General features: G+C 70.8%; 25 protein-coding genes. All 25 read right to left on the minus strand.

Annotated elements, in window-relative coordinates; genetic code table 11:
• Window positions 1-22: 22 nt before the first annotated feature.
• On the minus strand, window positions 23-1,150 hold the full coding sequence (locus ACLLJJ_RS30815) for a DnaB-like helicase N-terminal domain-containing protein (protein ID WP_185298123.1): 1,128 nt from the start codon (window positions 1,148-1,150) through the stop codon (window positions 23-25).
• Entirely contained in the window at window positions 1,150-2,421 is a 1,272-nt protein-coding gene (locus ACLLJJ_RS30820) for a DNA cytosine methyltransferase (RefSeq protein WP_185298122.1), read from the minus strand. The genes ACLLJJ_RS30815 and ACLLJJ_RS30820 overlap by 1 nt, the downstream gene beginning before the upstream one ends.
• Entirely contained in the window at window positions 2,418-3,299 is an 882-nt protein-coding gene (locus ACLLJJ_RS30825) for a hypothetical protein (protein ID WP_434600573.1), read from the minus strand. The genes ACLLJJ_RS30820 and ACLLJJ_RS30825 overlap by 4 nt, the downstream gene beginning before the upstream one ends.
• A gap of 66 nt (window positions 3,300-3,365) precedes the next feature.
• Window positions 3,366-3,833, minus strand: a complete 468-nt coding sequence (locus ACLLJJ_RS30830; RefSeq protein WP_434597406.1) for a hypothetical protein — start codon at window positions 3,831-3,833, stop codon at window positions 3,366-3,368.
• On the minus strand, window positions 3,826-4,626 hold the full coding sequence (locus tag ACLLJJ_RS30835; RefSeq protein ID WP_434597408.1) for a tryptophan synthase subunit alpha: 801 nt from the start codon (window positions 4,624-4,626) through the stop codon (window positions 3,826-3,828). The genes ACLLJJ_RS30830 and ACLLJJ_RS30835 overlap by 8 nt, the downstream gene beginning before the upstream one ends.
• A gap of 46 nt (window positions 4,627-4,672) precedes the next feature.
• Window positions 4,673-4,942, minus strand: coding sequence for a hypothetical protein (locus ACLLJJ_RS30840; protein WP_434597410.1), 270 nt, complete (start codon window positions 4,940-4,942; stop codon window positions 4,673-4,675).
• Entirely contained in the window at window positions 4,939-5,532 is a 594-nt protein-coding gene (locus ACLLJJ_RS30845; protein ID WP_434597412.1) for a hypothetical protein, read from the minus strand. The genes ACLLJJ_RS30840 and ACLLJJ_RS30845 overlap by 4 nt, the downstream gene beginning before the upstream one ends.
• 301 nt (window positions 5,533-5,833) lie before the next feature.
• Window positions 5,834-6,220, minus strand: coding sequence for a hypothetical protein (locus ACLLJJ_RS30850; protein ID WP_434597413.1), 387 nt, complete (start codon window positions 6,218-6,220; stop codon window positions 5,834-5,836).
• A gap of 46 nt (window positions 6,221-6,266) precedes the next feature.
• A complete protein-coding gene (locus ACLLJJ_RS30855) occupies window positions 6,267-8,054 on the minus strand; it encodes a type IV secretory system conjugative DNA transfer family protein (RefSeq protein WP_185298114.1) in 1,788 nt (595 codons plus the stop codon).
• A 34-nt stretch (window positions 8,055-8,088) separates the two neighbouring features.
• The gene (locus ACLLJJ_RS30860) at window positions 8,089-8,859 is read right to left on the minus strand and encodes a DUF317 domain-containing protein (RefSeq protein WP_258049757.1); all 771 of its coding nucleotides are present in this window, start codon (window positions 8,857-8,859) and stop codon (window positions 8,089-8,091) included.
• 2 nt (window positions 8,860-8,861) lie between these two features.
• Window positions 8,862-9,143, minus strand: a complete 282-nt coding sequence (locus ACLLJJ_RS30865; protein WP_258049756.1) for a hypothetical protein — start codon at window positions 9,141-9,143, stop codon at window positions 8,862-8,864.
• A 309-nt stretch (window positions 9,144-9,452) separates the two neighbouring features.
• Window positions 9,453-10,271 (minus strand): DUF317 domain-containing protein, encoded by an 819-nt coding sequence (locus ACLLJJ_RS30870; protein WP_185298112.1) that lies wholly within the window; start codon window positions 10,269-10,271, stop codon window positions 9,453-9,455.
• Window positions 10,262-10,618, minus strand: coding sequence for a hypothetical protein (locus tag ACLLJJ_RS30875; protein WP_185298111.1), 357 nt, complete (start codon window positions 10,616-10,618; stop codon window positions 10,262-10,264). Before ACLLJJ_RS30875 ends, ACLLJJ_RS30870 begins: the two co-directional genes overlap by 10 nt.
• 29 nt (window positions 10,619-10,647) lie before the next feature.
• Window positions 10,648-11,451 carry a DUF317 domain-containing protein gene (locus ACLLJJ_RS30880; protein WP_185298110.1) on the minus strand — a complete coding sequence of 268 codons (804 nt, stop codon included), beginning with the start codon at window positions 11,449-11,451 and terminating at the stop codon, window positions 10,648-10,650.
• Window positions 11,448-11,837 carry a hypothetical protein gene (locus ACLLJJ_RS30885; protein WP_185298109.1) on the minus strand — a complete coding sequence of 130 codons (390 nt, stop codon included), beginning with the start codon at window positions 11,835-11,837 and terminating at the stop codon, window positions 11,448-11,450. The genes ACLLJJ_RS30880 and ACLLJJ_RS30885 overlap by 4 nt, the downstream gene beginning before the upstream one ends.
• 33 nt (window positions 11,838-11,870) lie before the next feature.
• Entirely contained in the window at window positions 11,871-12,032 is a 162-nt protein-coding gene (locus tag ACLLJJ_RS30890; protein WP_185298108.1) for a hypothetical protein, read from the minus strand.
• A 113-nt stretch (window positions 12,033-12,145) separates the two neighbouring features.
• Window positions 12,146-12,553 (minus strand): hypothetical protein, encoded by a 408-nt coding sequence (locus ACLLJJ_RS30895; protein ID WP_185298107.1) that lies wholly within the window; start codon window positions 12,551-12,553, stop codon window positions 12,146-12,148.
• Between the two features lie 58 nt (window positions 12,554-12,611).
• The gene (locus ACLLJJ_RS30900; protein WP_185298106.1) at window positions 12,612-13,370 is read right to left on the minus strand and encodes a hypothetical protein; all 759 of its coding nucleotides are present in this window, start codon (window positions 13,368-13,370) and stop codon (window positions 12,612-12,614) included.
• Between the two features lie 23 nt (window positions 13,371-13,393).
• Window positions 13,394-14,089 carry a hypothetical protein gene (locus tag ACLLJJ_RS30905; protein WP_185298105.1) on the minus strand — a complete coding sequence of 232 codons (696 nt, stop codon included), beginning with the start codon at window positions 14,087-14,089 and terminating at the stop codon, window positions 13,394-13,396.
• Between the two features lie 13 nt (window positions 14,090-14,102).
• Window positions 14,103-14,957 carry a relaxase/mobilization nuclease gene (locus ACLLJJ_RS30910; protein ID WP_185298104.1) on the minus strand — a complete coding sequence of 285 codons (855 nt, stop codon included), beginning with the start codon at window positions 14,955-14,957 and terminating at the stop codon, window positions 14,103-14,105.
• On the minus strand, window positions 14,954-15,379 hold the full coding sequence (locus ACLLJJ_RS30915) for a hypothetical protein (protein ID WP_185298103.1): 426 nt from the start codon (window positions 15,377-15,379) through the stop codon (window positions 14,954-14,956). The genes ACLLJJ_RS30910 and ACLLJJ_RS30915 overlap by 4 nt, the downstream gene beginning before the upstream one ends.
• A 100-nt stretch (window positions 15,380-15,479) precedes the next feature.
• A complete protein-coding gene (locus ACLLJJ_RS30920) occupies window positions 15,480-15,977 on the minus strand; it encodes a hypothetical protein (RefSeq protein ID WP_185298102.1) in 498 nt (165 codons plus the stop codon).
• A gap of 49 nt (window positions 15,978-16,026) precedes the next feature.
• Window positions 16,027-17,181, minus strand: a complete 1,155-nt coding sequence (locus ACLLJJ_RS30925) for an MFS transporter (RefSeq protein WP_185302571.1) — start codon at window positions 17,179-17,181, stop codon at window positions 16,027-16,029.
• On the minus strand, window positions 17,169-17,297 hold the full coding sequence (locus ACLLJJ_RS30930; RefSeq protein WP_434597418.1) for a hypothetical protein: 129 nt from the start codon (window positions 17,295-17,297) through the stop codon (window positions 17,169-17,171). The genes ACLLJJ_RS30925 and ACLLJJ_RS30930 overlap by 13 nt, the downstream gene beginning before the upstream one ends.
• A gap of 27 nt (window positions 17,298-17,324) precedes the next feature.
• A complete protein-coding gene (locus ACLLJJ_RS30935; protein ID WP_258049753.1) occupies window positions 17,325-18,422 on the minus strand; it encodes a hypothetical protein in 1,098 nt (365 codons plus the stop codon).
• Between the last annotated feature and the right edge of the window lie 17 nt (window positions 18,423-18,439).

Genomic DNA, 18,439 nt, shown 5'->3' on the forward strand with positions numbered 1-18,439 from the left:
TTCGGCGACCGGCGGGTGGGGGTCAGCGGGAACTGCGCGCGGCGGGCGGTGCTGTGGTCCGTGGGGGGCCGGCGCGGGGCACGGCCGTGGCCTTCGTGGCCTTGGGGCGTCCGGTCCGTTGCGCCGGAGTCGGTGAGGAGGTGGCGTGCTGCCAACGGGTGCGTAGGGAGGACAGGTCGGCGAGCGCGCGGCGGCTGCCGACGACGAGTTGGTACGGAGTGGTGGCCGGGTCGTTGGTGAACGCCTCGATCCGCCGGCCGACGTGCCGAGTTGTCGCGAGGAGTGAGCGCTGCAGGACGCGCTCGCCCCAGTGCTCCGGGGAGCCGACCGGTCCGGCAAGGAGTTCCAGCAGCTCTCGCGGCTCGGCCCCGGGGCCGAGCAGACCGCGTTGCCGTGCTTCCCACAGGACCGTCACCGGATCGACGGGCGCATGGCGCCGGGTCAGGGTGATCAGGCTCTGCCACAGCCCGGCGTGCAAAGGCTGCGTGAAGTCGCCGGGCACGAGCCATCGCATCTGCTCGACGTCGCTGGGGTGCACGGTCGCTGTCGCGAGCAGCAGCCGCTCCTCGTCGACCGCGTCCTCGTCGTGGGCTGCGGTCGGCTCAGGAGTCGGAGTGCGGGGCAGGGAACCGGCGTGTGGAGGGAACCGCGCCGCGATCTCATCCACCACGGTGGCGAGGGCATCGGCCTCGGCGAGCGTCATGGCCACGCGCTGCGGGAGCGTGGTGTCCTCTGCGGTGTGCATGAGGCGCTGAGCGGCCCCCGCCAGACGGCGCCGGGAGTGCTCGGCCTCGACCATCCGCGCATACGCGGGTGCGTGCCGGGGCCAGGGGCAGACCTGGATCAGATGGTGCAGGTACGGGGCGGACAGCCCGCGCGCCTGCTCGCGGGCGGCAGTGAGCACGGCGGCGAGCCACTTCGTGTTCTTGGCGTGTTCGGCCGGGTCGGGGGCCGGCAGGGAGCGGATCGCGGTGAACAGGGCTGCATGGGCCGCGGTGGAGAACGCGTCGGGTCCGATCCCGGTCACGTCGCGAAGGTGCTGCGGGTCGAGCAGGAGAGCACCGAGGAGGGCCTGCTCGACGTAGAAGACCGGGTGCGGCGGCGGGATGGAGTCGAGGTCGTCCTCGTCGGGTGCGGGAGTGCGGGGCATCAGGCGGCCAGGGTGAAGTCGTCGGGGTTGAGGGCAATGTTCAAGTGCGGGGCGAGCAGGTGGGCCGCGAGCAACGGGGGCACGGCGTTGCCGATCTGCGAGAACTGCTGGCCCTTGTTGCCCGCCCAGGGGTAGTTCGCCGGGAAGGTCTGCAGGGTGCCGGCCTCGCGGGCGGTGATACGAATCGGCTCCGGGACGGGCGCCGACGCCGCGTCTTCCTGCTGAGCGGCGGGTGGTTCGGCGATCCAGGTGCATTCATTAGCGCGGTGCCCGAAGAACAGCGTCCCCGCCGGCTCCTCGATGGAGCGGATGGTGGCGTTGGCCTGGTTGTTGCTCCGCAGGGACCAGGACCAGCGGTGCGCCTCAGCGGTGAACGTCGGCGCCGGAGCGCTCGCGGCCCGGTTCTCGCGGGCCCCGTGCCGGGCCGCCCACCCGGCGCCTTCGCGGCGGGACTGCAGGACGATCCCGTCCGGCCGCGGTGTCCAGGTACCCCGCTCCCGGGCGTCGGACAGGGTCTTGCGGGACCCGGAGGGGAAGGGTTCGGGGCCGCCGCCGGGTCCGCCGCCGGCGCAGACGGTGGGAACGGGCCGGTCGGTGGCGCCCCATCCCAGAGCCTCGGCCATGCTGACCCAGCGCGTGCGGCCCGGCCCGAACAGCGAGTCAGGCTCGCCGACTTGGGCGTGTGTCGGAGTGGGGGGCTGGGCAGTGCGCACCCGGGAAGCGAGCAGGATCGCCCGCCTGCGGGTCTGCGGTACGCCGTAGTCGGCCGCGTTCAGGATGCCGCACCAGGTCGAGAAGCCCCAGGACCTCAGGACGGCGGCGTACTGCTTCCACAAGGGCAGGACGTCCGGGACCTCCTCCATGGCGACCCACTCGGGTTCGCCGACGGCGTTCAGGGCGTGGAGGTAGCGCATCGGTTCCGCCGCGAGCAGGGAGCGCTCGTCGCGGCAGGCGGCGAGGAGGCGTTCGCGAATGTCGCGGCCGGCGGCGAGGTTCTCGACGGCCTCGTGTACGAGCGGCTGGTCCACCAGGCCGAGTCGCTTGCCGGCCATGCTCCATGCCTGGCACGGAGGGGACGCGATCAGCCCGCGGGTACGGCCGATGAAGGGCCACGTCGGATACATCGCCACGTCGGTCCGCACCGTCAACTGGCTTGCGGCCACCCGGGTCTTGCAGGCCCACTCGTCCCACTCCAGGCCGACGTCCCGAACACCGAGCACTCCCAGTGCTCTGCTCCAGCCACCCGGACCCGCGAAGAGATCAACTATCAAGTGGCCAGCCCGAAGTCGTCCTGCGCCGGCGCGTCCGTATCCCCGCGGCACGCCCAGGGCGAGCAGCCGTCCACGACACCGTTCTCCAGCTTGTCCGCCTCGTCCTGGAGGGCGGCCCGCTCCGCAGCGGTGACATGGTCGATCGGCGCCTGGCTCAGGGGGACGCGGGAGCGGTGCAGAAATGCCTCGCCGAGTAGCCTGTTACCCGTTGCGTTGGCGCGCGCATTTCCCTGACGAATGGCGGCGTCGAATGCGACCACGTCCGCCCATTCAGAAGGAGACGTATCCCTGATGTGTCTCCACTGGGCGTTGCCGTGGAAAGGGCACCCAAGGCAACTTGATTTTGGTGTTTCTGCCAGCCCGAGCGAGGTCAGGTAACGGATGCAGTCCGCTCGGCTCCAGCCTAGGTCCAGCAGGGGGTGTCGATTGTGCATGTATTTGACGTCGGCATCCTTGGCCCGATGGAATTCATCGGTGGAGATGCCGACCCACTGCTCGACGAAAACCCCCTTGGGGATCCGTGCAGGATAGGGGTGTCCGAGTAGTTCGCGAACCTTCTGCTTGATGGGCTTTATTTTATATTCGCCTGTGCATTGCCGCCGAGTCATCCCAGGTCGGCCGTCCTTATTGAGGACGTGGAGAGGCATGGAGGCGAATCGACGATCGGGATTCAAGGCGTCACTGCGAATGTTGCCGGACGAGACGCGAAAAACGTGTATGCCAGCAGGTCTTGCTATCTCATGTTCCAGACGGTCCAAGTGAGAGTAAACGGCTTCGGGCTCCCAACCTGTGTCGGCGAAGATGGCGTAATCGACCTTGGGAAGAATTCCTTCCGCTGAGAGGGCGAGGAGGGTGCTGGATTGAACTCCCGCACCCAGCGAGAGGGCGCGGAATTGAGGCTGATCTGAAATGGCCTGTCCTGGGGTGAGGGAAACGGGGTGCCCTCAAGAGGGCTGGTGCGTGGGGAGATTGGGCGGCAGCAGGCCGTCGCGGTATATCGCGTGGTAATGGGCGGGAATGCAGTCGAGGAGGTCGGCAGCCGACTCGATGAACTGCTGCGGTGAGGGGCCGATCAGAACCACTGGCCCCGACGCTGCGCCGGCACAACGGCGTTGGTTCTCCACGGTGCGGGCGAGGGCCGCGGCCAGTTCGGCGCCCGCGTCCTGGCCAGCCTTGGCGATCTGCGCGACCCGTTCCAGGAGGAGCAGGTCTTTGACCCGGCTGCGCGGCTGGTCCTGGGCGAGGGTGAGGAGCAGTCGCAGGGCGTTGCCGGAAAGGGTCTGGGCTTCGGTGATCCGAGCGGCCAAGGTGCGCACGTGGACACTGCCGCTGCCGCGCAGGGCTCGGTGCAGGTCGAGCGCTTCGGTGGTCAGGTTGGAAAGGGCCTCGGTCGGGGCGAGGTAGTCAGGCACGGGTCTCCGTGGTGCTGGTCGGGTGAAGGGCCCGGGCGAACGATGCGATCAGCGAGGGGGCTTGGGCGGGGTCGGTGGCCAGGGCGCGGACGATGGGGGTGCCGATGACGACCGCGTCCACCAGCGGGGCGACACGTGCTGCGAGGCCCGGGGTGGAGATTCCCACCCCCGAGACCACGGGCAGCGGGCTCGATGCGCGAAGGCGCTGGATGAAGGCGCCGAGGGCTGGAATGTCCAGGGCGCCCTGGTAGCCGGTGGTGGCCGTGCTGGCGGGCGCGTAGAGCCATCCCGACGCTCCGGCGGTAGCGCTCGGGAGGCCGGGGCGGGAGGTGTGGCGCGGAACGAGGCGTGGGGCGCACAGGCCCGCGTCCTGCGTGGCGTCGCGCCAGCGTCCGGCCATGTACGCGGGAAGATCGACGACCATCACACCGGCAGCGCCGGCTGCCGCACAGGCGCGGGCCAGCCGCTCCGGACCCTCGTGCTGGACGGGCTCCCAGTAGGCCATCACCACCGTCGGGGCCCGGCCCGCCGCGTGCTCGACTGCACGCAACGTGCGGGCCAGATCGGTTCCTTGCCGCAGGGCCTGGTGGTAGGCGGCCCGTATGACTGGCCCATCGAGGGGCGCGGAATGTGAAGGCAGTCCGATCTCAATCAGGCCGCTGCCTGCGCGGGTGAGCGCGTCGATGTGCCGACGCTCGGCAGCGGGTGGATGCAGCCCTGCCGGAATGAAGACGCCGAGGGCGGGATGGTGCTGGGCGAGAACGGTGGCAAGGAACTGGGATGCGTCGGGCATGAGGGCTTTCGTGGGTGGCGGGCGTCAAGGCCCCGGGCCGTGCTGGTCAGCGGGTACGTACCGCCGTCGAGCCGAGTGCGGGCTTCGGGGCGACGCGGGTGTCTGGGGCGGCGGGATGGGGGCGGCCGTAGGCGCGTGCGAGTGCCGTGACGCCATGGGAGGTGAGGTGGAGGCGTGCCCGGTGATCGGACCCTGCGAAGGAGGCCGGCAGGGGTTCGCGCTGCAGCAGGCCCTTGGCCTCGAGGGAGCGGATGGTGCTGATCGTCATTCCGCCGTCGCGGTTGTGGACGTACTGCTTCCCGAGCATCTCCGTCACGCGGACGTGCCCGCGGGCGGCGGCCTGCAGCGCGGTGTACTGGGCCGCCGACAGAGCGACGTCCTCACTAGCTGTTGGAAGAGGGCGGCTGCGGCGGCGCATCTCTGTGGCGACGTGGGCGGCGGCCTCGACCGATGCCTCGGGGCGAGCGCGGTCAACTCGCCGGCAAGCCTGACGCGACGGCTCGCCGCCGAGATGACGGATGGATGGGCGTGCTCGTCACCCACGCCGGCTGCCTTCCTGGCCGCAGTGCTGAGGATGTCCGAGGCGTCGATGAGATGGTCGGCGGACTCGGTTGCCAGGTATGCCAGTTGGTTGAGCCGCACGAGGGTGTCGCCAGTATCAACGTGGTGGTAGAGCGGCTGGTTCTTGACTGCATTGATCGCGGCGAGAGTGCCACGGGCCAGCCGCTGCGCGGAGCTGACGTGGTGCCCGCCGATGGCTGTTCCCGGGAGCGGGACATCGAGATTGAGAGCCACGAGGGCGTCGTTGTGCCGGGTGAAGGCCGCCGCGAGAAGCAGGAGCTGCTCGGGTGGCGTGGGTGGTGTCGGCACTTCAAAGAGTTGCTGGTCAGAGCCTGGTGTCGTCATGGGGCCGGGCAGTTCTCCCTAACGGTCGGGGCTGGAGGAGGCGGCAGGAAAAGAGATCAGAGGCGGGCGACAGCCGCCCGTGCGACCTGAGTGGCGGGTGCACATGCGGGGATCAGCGGATGCGACGAGGTGCTGCGGTTCCGGGCGGTCCGCTCGGAACGGGAGTTGCAATCCGGCGGGGCGCGGGCGGGATGTCCCCCGGCGTAGGGATGCTGAGGCCGATTCGTACGCCGAGGCCATGCGTGTAGGCGTGTGTGCCCACATACGTGACCGCACCGAGCAGGCCGTCCTGGTCCAGCGGTCACCGTTTCCTCCGCGCGGCCCCGCGTATCGCTGGGAGCGGGGGCAGACTGTTCTCTGCCGCGGGCGCCCCCGCAGACGGGGGGCCGGGACTTCCGAGCTCCGCGAGGGCGCGCTTGATGAGCCGCTGGTCCTCTTGCTGGGCGGCGGCGGAGAGCGTTCGCCGGGAGAGCTGTTGTGCCAGCCCGACGTACACCTGGGACGCGAAGCCCATCTTCGCGGCGGCCTCGGCCAGGACAGTGCGGCTTGCTTCGGGTGTCTCGTCGGCGTCCTCGTAGAGCAGCGTCTCGGTGCGTGCGTGGATGGCGCGGGCGCACAGGGCTCCGGCGTGCGACACCTGGGCGGAGGCTTCAGCGAGTTTGGCGAGGTTCCAGTGCCCGTCCTTCATGGCCGCGTACTGGCTGGTGGACAGGACTTCCAGTTGCTGGGTACAGCTACGCGGCGCTGCCGTAGTCGTCCTGCTGGAGAGCGTGCTTGGCGATGGCGCGGGCGGTGATGCCCTTGGACGCGTGGGCCGAGGCGGCGGACAGCTCGTCGGCGCCGGGCTCCTGGTACCACGGACGGAGGTCGAGCATCGCGGCCCGCATGCCGGTGGCGAAGCACAGGGCGGTGCCCTTGGGAAGGGCGCGGATCGCGTCGGCGGGCAGGATCCGCTCCTGTCGCATGCTCACCGAGGTCGACTTGCCGGAGTCGGAGTGGGAGGTGGAGGTGGTTTCCACGTCGTGGTCGCCGATGAGCCGGGAGAGCTTGTCGGCGAAGTCGGGGTCGTCGATGCCGGCCCCGATGACCTTCACGGTCGAGGCGGACCACATGGCGTCCATGCCCGCGTCACCCCAGACTTTCTGGCCCTGGCGGTAGCTCTGGAGGATGGTGATCGGGATGATCCCGCGGCTGCCGAGGTGGGAGTACAGGTCCGGCAAGTCGCTGATCTTGCAGACGTTGGCGGCCTCGTCGAGGATCGCCAGCATCGGCGGGTCGAGACGTCCGCCGGCGCGCTCGGCCTGGGCGGTCGCCGCGCGCATGACCGAGTCCGCGCAGGCGGCGATCAATGCCGAGGCTCCGCCACCGCCGTCCTTGCTCAGCAGGAACAGCGTGTCGGTGGAGGTGACGAACTGCGCGGGCCGGAACTCGGGGACGTCCTTCTGCGGCGTCACCCATGCCGCGATCTCGGTGTTGAGCAGGGCGGCGGCGTACTGGCGGGCGGTCTCGTAGATGCCGTCCCGTGTCTCCGGCGGTCCTTCGACGGTTCCCTTGAGCTGGGCTGCGACGGCGGCGAAATCATGGTCGCGGAGGATGTCGAGCGGGGTGCGGTCGGCGGGGAAGGCGAGCCACTGCATGATGTCGGTGATCGGCCGCTCGTCGAGGGCCGCCGCGAGGAGCAGCTGGGACAGGATGTTGCTGCCGGCCTTGGACCAGAAGTCGCCCTGCGCGCTCGCATCCACACTCGCGGCGAGGAAGTGACCGGCCAACCGGCCTGCGCCGTCGAGGGTTTTCGCGCTGGCGAGGGGGTTCCACCACATTTCGCGGGCTGCGTGGGCGATCTGCTGCGGGTCCATGGTCCAAACCCGTCCCACCTGAGTGCGGGCGTCGTAAGCGGTGGTGAAGGCATCCCCGGCGGCCTTGTTCGACGTCAGAAGGACCGGGCCGGGGGCGGCGAGCATGGAGGGGATGGCGAGCGACGTGGTCTTGCCGGACCGGGGGGCCATGATCGCGACGGCGACGTCCTCGAAGCCCATCCGTACCTCGTGGCGGCTGCCTTGGAGGTTGCCGAGCAGGATGCCGGTGTCCTTCGCGTCGATGTGCTTGGCGTCCTTCAGGCTCGGGCGCAGCGAACGGGCCTTGTTGGTGATCGCCTTGGCCATCAGCGGCTGGATGTCCCGGGCCTTGGCCATGTCGGTGATCTTCTTCCGGCCGCCGCTGCGGTTCTTGTGCCGGGACCACAGGATGCCGGCCGCTGCACCGAGGGCCAGGAGGAGGAGCACGGGGACGATACGGGTGCTGATGAGCAGGGACGTTTCCCCTGCCTGGGGCCATAGGCGTTCGGGATGGAGCAGGGCGTTGGTCGGCTGGTACGGCGCCCAGGTGATGCCGGTCAGGTAGGCGGCAATGTTGCCGGACAGCCAGGCGAGGTGGGACAGGGGAACGACGACGGCGAGCACTCCGACCAGGAGGCGCAGGACGAGGTCGTACCCGTCGGTGGAGCTGTTGGAGGAGGGGGGCAAAGGGCTACGCGCTTCCGGGGTGGGGACGGAGGGGTCAGCGGCTGCGGCCGTTCGTGGCAGGCGGCGGTCGCAGCGGGCTAGGACACGCCGGAGGTCCGGCGCGGCGGCCGGCCAGGGAGCGGACACGCTCTTCCAGAGCCGTGGCGACCTGCACGGCGGGCACCTCGCGGCGGGTGCGGGCGATGAGGTTGGGGTCGTGGGCCACCAGGCCGTGCAGGCTGTCGGTGCGCGGCACGGGGCTCGGGTCGGCGAGCGCAGCGGTGAACGCGGCGACGAGGTGCGCAGGCGTGTGCTCGCCGAATCGGGCCTGCCACACCTGCTTCTGCAGCCCGAGCGTGACGGTGACGAACCACGCCCCTGGAGCCTTCGGCGTGCCCAGGCTCTCGACGTACGCCTTGTTGTCGGGCGACACGAGGCCGCACTCTCCGTAAGGCGACCAGCCGACCTGCTGGAGCGTCTTGTACGGGTCGGCAGCCGCCGCCGGAGCCGGGTCGGTGAGGGCGTCGGTGAACGCGGCAATGATCTCGACGGGAGTGCGGGCGCCGAAGCTCGCGTACCAGGCGGACCGGTCCGGCTCCGGGGCGTGTTGGAGGGTCCACCACTGGCCGTCGGGGTCGGGCTCCAGGCGCAGGAGCGCCTTCTGGTCGGGGCTGGAAAGCAGCACGCGCGGCATCAGGGGGTCATGGCCGTAGCTCCAGCCGCAGGCGCGGTGGAGCGGGACGGTGACCCAGGCGGGGTCTCCGCCCCCGGCCAGGTGACGCGGGGTGATGAACTCGACCTCGACACTCTCGGTGGGCGGGGGCACACTCACTTCCTCACCGGGGCGGCCCGGCCGGTTACGGGGGCCGTGGTCGGTGGCGGCGCCAGACGCGAGGGGGCTTTCAGGGCTGCGGAGTTGATCTCCCGCAATGCCTGGCCGTGGGTGGCCCAGTCGTCGAGGTAGCTCCATGATTCGGCGTGGTGCTCGGCGAGGGCGTTGTCGAAGACCGGGCTCCCGGGCCGGGCGTTGGCGGGGAGCGTGTCGAGGGTCGTCGTCCACTGTTCCTGCAGCCCTTCGAGCCGTTCGAGCGCGGCGTGCAGGACGCCCAACTGGTAGACCCAGCGGCTCTGTACGGTGTTCGCGGGCAGGTGGGCGAGCTGCGTTTCTGCGGTGCCCAGCAGGAGGCGGGCGTTGGTGCGCAGTGGCTCGAACGCCGTGTGGGTGTCGGCGTCGCGCTGGCTGGCGCGCAGCCCGTAGGCGTGGTCGTCGTGCGGCCAGCCGTCGAGGTCGGTGTGTTCGTCGGAGTAGACGTCCCAGGCGTCCAGGGTCTGCTTGCTGTCGCTCAGGTAGCTGTCGAGGTGGCGGAGGTACTCGCGGTGGGCGGTGTGATCGGCGGAGATGGTCAGGGTCCTGTCGGTTCAGCGGCGGACGGTCGGACGGGCGGCACTGGTCGTCGCCGGGGTCGTCGCGGGTTTCGTTGCCTGCCGGCGGGCTGCGCGTGCGTGTGAGCGGAGCGAATCGATGCGGGTGGTGTGCGCGTCGACCGTCTGCTGCGGAGTGAGTGGGCTGGGCACTTGCACGGCGCTGTAGTGAGCGGTGCGGTCGTACATGGCGCGCTGGAGCGGTGCGGGGTCGGCGAGTGCGGTGACGAACGCGGTCACGAGGTGTTCGGGCGTGTTGGCGTCGAAATACGCGTGCCAGATCCGCGGGCCCATGGGGGTTCCGTATCCCGGCTCGCACGTCTCAACGCGCCAGTACGCCGGGGCGTCCCGGTGGGAAAGCTGCTCTGCGTGGCACATGCCGTCCGGCGATACCGCCGCGTCGTCCGGCCCGACCTGCCAGCCCGCAGCCCTGAGCACCGTGAGGGGTTCCGGATGCGAGGCGGGTGCCGGGGAGATGAGCGCGTCGGTAAGGCCGGCGAGGAATTCGGCGGGGAGGAGTTCGCCGAACTCGGCGTGCCAGCCTCGCTCGGTGTCGGTGTGCTCGGCCTGCAGCCACCACCATGCGGAGGTGGTGGACTGCGGGTCGAACTTGAGGTGGTGGCGGAGGTCAGGACTGCGCAGGACGATCTCGGCACTCAGCGGGTCGGAGACGGCTTTCCATCCGGCGGCGGCCAGGCCGTGGGTGACGTGGCGCGCGTCCCCTCCTCCGGCGAGGTGGCGCGGGCTGGTGTCGAACGGGATCTGCCCGGCGTGCTTGGCGGCGAAGGCGGCGAGCTGCCGTTCACTCACCGGCACCAGCAGCACTCCGGCTCGCTCGCGGGAGCCTTCTCGACCAGGGCGCGCAGGTCGTCCAGGGCGTAGTGCAGGGTGTGCTGGTCGGACTGCTCCCACGCCGCGTCGCGCAACTCCGCTACCAGGAAGTCGGCTTCCAGGTTACGGGGGGTGTCGGGGTGCTCCTGCACGGTGCGGGCGAGGGCACGCAGGATGTCGGCGAGCTGCATGGGTATGCCCGTGTGCTCATCCAGCAGGGGCTCGGCCAGGGCGAGTGCCTCTTCGGGGTGGGGATTGCCGAGCAGGTAGTCGGTGAGGCGGGAGAGGGTCTCGGTCGCGGTGCGGATGGTGTCCGGGGTGAGTGCGGGCATGGGTCTCCTCGATGGTGCGGGGCGAAAGGTCAGCGGCGGGTTCGGGTGCCACCGGCATTGGCGTGGGGGCGGGCCGTGGTGCGGGGCCGGCTGCCTCGGGTGGTGTTGCGTGCCCAGGTGGCGGCACGGGCGGCGGTGATCCGGGCCTGCTGCCAGGCGCTGAGCTGGGAGGGCAGCACAGAGACGGATGTGGTGCGGATCTGTGTGCTGTGCGGGACGCGGCCGAGCGGGCGCATCACGGGCTCGGGGCTGGCGAGCGCGGTCGAGAAGGCTTGCACGAGGTGCATCGGCGTACTGGGTGCGAACTGGGCGGTCCAGCCGTTGCCTTGGCCGTCCTTCGCCCCGGCCCACCACATCGACTCGCTGCCGGGGCTCTGGTGGTACTGCACCCAGGCGTTGCCGTCGGGACTGGTCGCGGTTACATGGTCGGGGTGGGGCTGGTCGCTCCAGTTCTGGTCCTGTAGCGGCGCCCAGACGTTGGGGGCGTGCGCGGAGCGGGGCTGGGTGAGGGCGTCGGTGAGACCGGCGACGATCTCCACCGGCGTCTGCCGGCCGAGGACGGCCCACCACTCGTCCTGGTGGCCGCTCGCGGCGCCGTGGATCGACCACCCGCCGGGCAGGACGTAGGGGTCGTAGGCGATGCGGACGGTGCGGTCCGGGCTTTCCATGGCCAGGGGGCCGCCCGTTTTCGACTTGTCCCGCCAGCCGGAGGCGCGCAGGAATTCGGAGACGTGGCGCACATCGCCGCCGCCCGCGAGGGAGCGGGGCTCGATGAGGTAGTGCTGCTGGGCCTGTTCGCCTGCTCCCCAGCCCTGCCACTGCTTGTTCTTCACCGGCTCCGCCGCACAACCATGGCGGATGCCACCGGTTTCGGCGGCGCGGTGCTGGCCGGTGCCGGGGGTTTCGCGAACTGCCGCAGCGCGTCGGTGTGATCGCTGAGGTCTGTGCCGACGTCGTGCAACTCGTTGGCGGCGCGGCCCATGGCCAGCCACACCTCGGGCGGGAGAGCGCCGCGGTGGACGTTGTCCCGGGCGAACCGCGACCCGGTTTCCATCAGCTCCGTCACCCCGGTGAGGACGCCGTTGTCGGGGTCGAGGATCTTGCCGAGGATCTGTGCGGCTATCTGGGGCGAGGCTTGGGCGAGGTGGTCATCCAGCGTCCTGAGCAGGCCGGTGATGTCCTCGGCGAGGCGTACGGGGTAGGACGACAGGTCGGTCATGTGCCTCCTGGGTGGATGGGCTCGGGCGGGCTGCTAGTCGTGGTGGCGGATGCGCTGGCTTTCGACGAGAAGGAACAGGTCGCGGCGCCGGGCTTCGTCGAGCGCGGCCTCAGGGCGACCGCCGGCCAGTGGGTTGGTCCGGTCGTGGCTGCTGACGGTGACGGCGCGCAGGTAGCGGCGGAACAGGGCGGTCACGAGGCGGGGCTTGAGGCGGGGCGTGATGGGCGGGGGTGCTACAGGTTTCTCCGATGGGTCGGGCGGTGCTGGCCGGGTGACACCGGCGGGGAGCCGGTACCACCCGGCCAGCTTCACGGGGTGCGGCGGGACGGTGCGGGGTGCGAGGGAGATGCGGCCGGTGCCGGGCGCTGCGCCGCAGGATTGGGTTTCCCGGTGCGGATCTCGCGCACGGCCTGCTGGTAGGCGGGCTCGTCGAAGACTTCGCCGGCGCAGCTGACCTCGTAGCCAGCCAGGAGGAGGGCGGGGATCGCGCGAGTAGCAAGGCGTCTCTGCTCGTTGACGCCGAGGTGCTCGGGCGCAACGTGCCAGATGTAGACGGGCCCGGCGGTACGGACCTCTTGGCGTTCGAGGCCGAGTTGTTCGAGCAGGTCGTGGAGCTTGGCCGGGGCGCCGGTGGGAGTGTCGGCGTGGATGGTCGTGGTCAGGGCCTTGACGTAGATCTCGACGTCGGTGCCGTACTCGTCGGCCAGATTGGCCATGGAAGGTTCTCCAGTTCAGCCTCGGCGGGGGGCGGGGGCAGCTGCTGCTTCCTCGGCTTCAGCGAGCCCTGTGGGCCGGGACACGCGTGGCAGCCGGTGCCGGCGGTACGGCGGCCGGAGTGGCGGCGGGTGCGGTCCGACCGGAGAGGTGCTGGAGGCCGGTGCCGATACCGTGAGCTTCGAGCTGCGGGCCGATCTGGCGCAGAGCGCGAGCCTGCGCTGTGGTGTCGTCACCGCTCAGGCGGTGGATTCCGGTCTGCGTGTCCTGGACGAAGCCGTTGGCCACCAGGACGGCGGCGGCTGTTTCTCCGACGGGCGCGGCGGCGACGCTGCCGTCCTGCTGCCAGGTCAGTACGACCCTTTCCGGCTGGGACGGCTGGGTGCCTCCGATGGTGTTGTGGCGGACCTGGGCGAGCGCCGTGTCGTAGCGGGCGAGGAGGTCGCCCGCTACGGTCTCGGCGCTCAGGAACGGGTCGTCCGTCAGCGCGATGCCATTGGGCTCGCGCACTCCGCGGTATGCCTCGTCGGGGAGAGCGCGGGGGGCGACGGCGGCGATGAGGAAGCCGTCGCCTTCGTCGTGCCTGTCGAGGACGGCGAGCTGGGCTCCGTCCGGGCGGCTCAGGAGGGCTGCCTGCTGGAGCGGGAATTCGGCGAGCGACTCGGCGACGAGGTCCAGGTCCCAGACCCGTTCGGTCAGTTCGACGAGGTCGTCCTTGTCCTGGGGCGAGTGGTAAGAGCTGGTCCAGGCGCCGGGGAGTTCACCGGCGAGGACGTCGGCGTACGAGGCGAGGCGCTCGGAATCTTCGTAATCGTGCATGGTGTCCTTGGGCGAGGTGGGGGTCAGCGGCGCAGTCCGGCGGCCACCGGCGGTGGCGGGGCGGGAACCGTGCGCGGCGGAGGCGGGCAGGCGCACACGGCGGAGCGCTCGCGTTCGGCAGCGGAGACCTCTTCGGTGCAGGTGCTGCGGCCGGGATGCGGGGCGTGCCGGTCGGCCAGCGCGTTGCGTGTGTCGCAGAGATCGGTGCGGATGGAGCGCAGGCGCTCGTCGGCGAGGTAGCGCAGCCGCCTGGCGATATGCGGGTCGGCTGCTTCGCCGAGTTCGTCATGGAACTCGGCGGTTGCAGCTAGGACTTCGCCCAGGGCGGCGAGGATGCCGTTGTGGGCGGCGGTCAGCTCGGTGAGAGCGTCGGCCACCTCCTCGGTCGTGGTGGCTGCGCGGATGCGCTCGGCGAGGTGGGAGACAGTGGCGCCCAGTGGCAGGTAACTGGGCGGGCGGGCTTGGGTGTCGAAGGCGGTGTCGCAGTCGACGTGGTACCCGGCGGATCGAAGCCGTGCGACGGCGCCGGTAGCGAGGCGGGACTCCTCGTCCTCGGCGAGACCGGTGGGGGCGCGGTGGTAGGTCTCGTGGACGCGGACGACGGAGACGAAACCGGTGCGCTGCAGGATGCTGTGCGCCTCGGGGTCTCCACCGCGGGCGAGGACCTCGTCGGAGTGCGGATCTCGGCGGATGTCCAGGAAGCGGTCGGCAAGGGGCAAAGAGACGTTTCTCCTACGGCGATCGATGTGCTGGGTGCCGGGCTGCGGCAGGCGGTGCGGCAGCTACACGGGGACGGGCCGCGGCACTCAGGTGCGCTGCCGCGGTGTCCAGGTCTTGCTGGACGGAGTGCAGCCGGTGGGCGATGAGCTCCAGGCGATGCGCTGTGGCGGCACCGGCCGCGCCGGGCTGTCGTGCGATCCGGTGAGCGGTGTGCTCGACGAGTCCGCGCACCGTGGCCAGCGGCCCGGACTGCTCGTCGGCGAGCTGCGACAGGATGGTCGCGAGCTGGGTGGACGCCACGGGGACGAGCCGGTCGGCGTTCTGTGGCCGAGAAGTTGGTGCGGGGATAAGACGCAGGTCCTGCTCGATGCGGCGGGATTCCTCCGAGAGGCGCCGCAGGGCATCGCCACGCTGGGGGGCCCACGCGCCATCCAGGCGGATTAGGTTGGCGAGCAGATCGAGGCGGCCGGGCTGGGCCTGGAGGGCGATCCACCGGCAGCCCTTCTCGTCACCGGGGACCTCGATGCCGGCGGCGCGGGCGAGCCGGTGGGCGATCTCGGCCCACTCGGGGCCGGCCAGCACACGGTCGTCGGGATGGAGCCGGACACTGAGGTGGAAGACGGCGTGCCGGTCATCCTGCGGGCTGGCCGCGAACGGGTATTCCAGATAGGGGTCTTCGAGGTGTTCGGTCCACTCGACGGACGTCCAGATCTTCTGCTCGTCGTCCAGGGTGTAGTAGTCGAGCCCCGGCCAGTGGGCGACGACAGTGTGCTCGGTGAGTCCCTCGTCCGGCGACACCGGGCGCCCCAGCGCCTCGGCGAGCGGCTCGTGCGGTGAGTGGGCCCGCTCGTGGAGACGGGGAATCACCGGCCGCCCCGAACGTCGGCGATGTGTACCAGCTGGTTGAGGGCGGTGGTGGTGTACCAGCCGCAGTCGATCAGCGTGTTGTCCCCGGTGTGCTTCGGCAGGAGGCGGTCCTCCATGGCGCGCAGGTGGATCAGGCAGTCCGGGCAGCGACGGGAGAGGTGGACGAGGTAACGGGGGTGGGCGGTGATGTACGACTGGGCGCCGCCGGTCGCGTCGCGCAGCCGCCAGCCGTTCTCGTCGGTCGGGGTGTGCCAGGACGGGGTGATGACGCGCATCGCGTCTCCCCACAGTTCTCCCCCGGCGACCCCCTTCAGGACGACGACCGTGTCGCCGGCCCGGAAGTGGGCGTGGGTGATGTCCCGGTCAGGGGTGAGCGGGTCCGGTGTCGGAGCGAACACCGGAGTGGGTGGGGTCAGGGACATACGGTTCCTTCCACGCGAGGCGGGTGGCGGTGGGAGGAACAATGGTCCGGAAGATCGCCGGTTTGGCTAACCGGCGTTTCCCGGCTATGTTGCGCCTCCATCACCGGAACGGGTTCTCCGTCCCACGGTCTTCTTCGCCCGCTGCGTCGAGGAGTTCGAGCAGGTCAGCGCCCTCCGCATCCCGCTGGTCAATCCACCACCCAGCACGGGTGATCGAGCGGGCCTTCTCCTCCAGCTCCGCCCAGTCCGCCTCGTCCCAGGACCCCTCGACGACCAGCGAGGCGTGCGCGGAGACCATCAGCTGGTGACGGGACCGCTGACCCCAGTCCAAGGCCCGCTCCGGGCCCTCCAGCTGCGGCATGTCGAACTTCGTCGCCCACTCGACGGCAGCCTGCTGCTCCTCGGCCCGCTTCGCGGCGAGCCACTCTTCCTTGGACTCGGTGTCGGCGTCGCGAGCCGCCTTCCAGCATTCGCTGCAGTCCTTGGCCGCGAGCCAGCGGGCGAAACCGGCCCGCTTGTCGGCGGGACGCTTCGAAAGATCATGGACGACCTGGTGGGAGCACGAGTGCTCGACAGTCCACTGCGTACGGACAGCCATAAAGGATTCTCCTCAAGTAGGTTGCATTAGAAGGGTGTTGGCCTGCTGCTCAGGGGGCTTTGTGTCGGCCTGAGAGCGGGCGCCGGTGTCGGCCGCGCCGGGCGATGTGCCCGGCGGGGGCGAGGTGCGGGCGTGCCGCGAGCAGGACGATGAGTGCGAAGGCCGCGCCGGCGGCGGGGAGTGCGGCGCCGGCGAGGGCGTGGTCGGCGAGGCGTCCGGCGAGGGCGGTGCCCGTGGACTGCCCGACACCGATCGAAAGGATCAGCCACGCGTACGCCTCGCTGGTGCGGCCCGCAGGAGCGAGCGCGTCGGTGGACTGGTAGGCGCAGGCCACCAACACGGTGAGCAACGCGCCGGGGACGGCGACCGCGAGGGTGGCCGCGGACGGGCCCAGCAGCGCGAGGAGCGGGAGCCACCCGGCCAGGAACACGGCTCCTGCGGTGACCAGACGGCCGGTGGTGGAGCTGGCCCAGGATCGGTGGCCGTAGACGAGACCGCCCAGGAGGCTGCCGGTCGAGAACGCGGCGGGGATGATGCCGGACAGCATGTCCTGCCCGTGCTGCTCGGCCATGGCGATGGCCCACACGTTCATGCCTCCGATGGCGAACCCGACCCCGGTGAGGGAGATGAACAGCAACACCAGGCCGGGACTGGTCAGCCTGCGTACCCGGCCGGCGTCCTCGCTCGCGGGCCGTGCGGGGCACCAACGCCGGGAAGGCGGCGCGAAGGCGACAACGGCAGTGCCCACCAGGCCGAGGACAGCGGTGACATCCAGCGCGAGGGACGGCCCGTACGCGGAGGCGAGCGCGGCGACGAGCAGCGGGCCGACGATGTACAGCACGCCCTGCGTGCCGGTGTCGAGGGCGAGCGCGGCGTGCCGCAGCCGGGGGTTGGGCAGCACGCTCGGCCACAGGGCCCGGAGACCGGCCTCCAACGGTGGCGTGGTCAGACCGGCGGCGACGACGATCGCCGTGGCGAGGGCCGGCCCACCGTGCGGGCCGGCCAGGGGCAGGGCTGCCAAAAGTGCGGAGTTGAGCAGGGCGGCGGGGAGGTGCACGGCGCTTTGGCCATGGCGGTCCATCAGGCGTCCCTTGACCGGCTGTGCCACCGAGGAGGCCAGCCCGTACAGGGCACTGAGCAGTCCGCCGAAGGCGATGCTGCCCCCGGTCGCGGTGACCCACAAAACGATGGCTACGGGGGCCATTCCGTTGGGGAGGCGGCCGGTGAGGTGCCGCCGAGCAGGCGGGCGACGTACGGGCTGCCCAGCACCGCGCCATAGGTGATGCGCGGCGTGGGGGCCGGTGGTGCGGTCAGGGACAACGGGGGCTTTCTCTCGGGGAATGGCGCCTAGCGGTGGCGGACGGTCGCGGCGGCTCGGGGCGGTGGCACGGGCGGTGTGGTGTCCACGGCGGGACGCGGGCGGGCCCGTGGCACAGGGACGCGGTGCGGCGGCAGGACGGCGACGGTCGCGCCGAGGTCCTCTGCGGCCTCGTGCACTTCGGTGGTGAGGAAGTCGATCTGCCGGCCGAGTGCGGCAAGGCGGGCGGCGATCTGCCGGCCTTGCACGGTCTCCAGTGCGGAGCTGAACTGGCCTGCGGTTTCCAAGAGTTCCTTGAGGCGGACCATCGGGCCCGCGTCGTATCCGTGCTGGGTGGCGGTGAGTAGCGCGTTGGATGCGTCACCGGCGGCCTGTGCTTCGGTGACGTCCCGGATGAGTTCCTGCAGGGATATCTCAGGGACGGGCTCCGGGCGGTTGAACCGCGAGACGTCCGCCCGCAGTACGCCGGGCGGGACAGCGGCGGGCAGCGCCTGCCCGGCCTCGTATTCGTGGGTGTAGTGCCCGATCACCTGACAGCCCGGTGCGTCCGGGTCGCCTCGCAGAGCGATCACCGTCGAGTCGTCGTCTTCGACCAGGTAGGCGAGGGTGATCGGCTGGCCGTCAGCCGCGAACCACGACTCGATCAGATCCAGTTCCCCTCGCCTCTGCGCGACCCGGGCCCTCTCGGTCCACATCTGCTGTTCGTCGCCGGTCAGCGGGGTCTGGGGCTGCTGGTGCTGGTCGGCGAGGTTGGCGGCGATGGCGCTGTGGTCCGCCCAGGCGGTGAGGTGAGGCCACAGGGCCGTGTGCTGCGCATGTTCGGCTGCCGAGCCGGGGGCGGCGGGCCGATCCAGGGCGTGGCGGATCTCGGCGGTGGAGGCGGCGAGGCCGTCGAGTACGGTGCGCCACCCGGTGGTGTGGCGGGCAGGCGGCAGCTCGTCGAGAGCACGGTGGGCGGCATCCAGCAGTGCGTCGGCGTACGGGGCGAGATGTGTGGTGTATGCCTCGACGGCTGCCTGGTAGCGCTGGGCGCGGGTGGTTGCCGCGGCGCCCGGGTGAACGGTGCGCCCGTAGCGGTCCCGTGTCGTGTCGAGCGCGGTCTCGGCCTTGAGGTCGATGACGGCCATCCGCAGTCGGAAGTCAC

Source organism: Streptomyces sp. A5-4 (assembly GCF_051131715.1).
GTDB lineage: Bacteria > Actinomycetota > Actinomycetes > Streptomycetales > Streptomycetaceae > Streptomyces.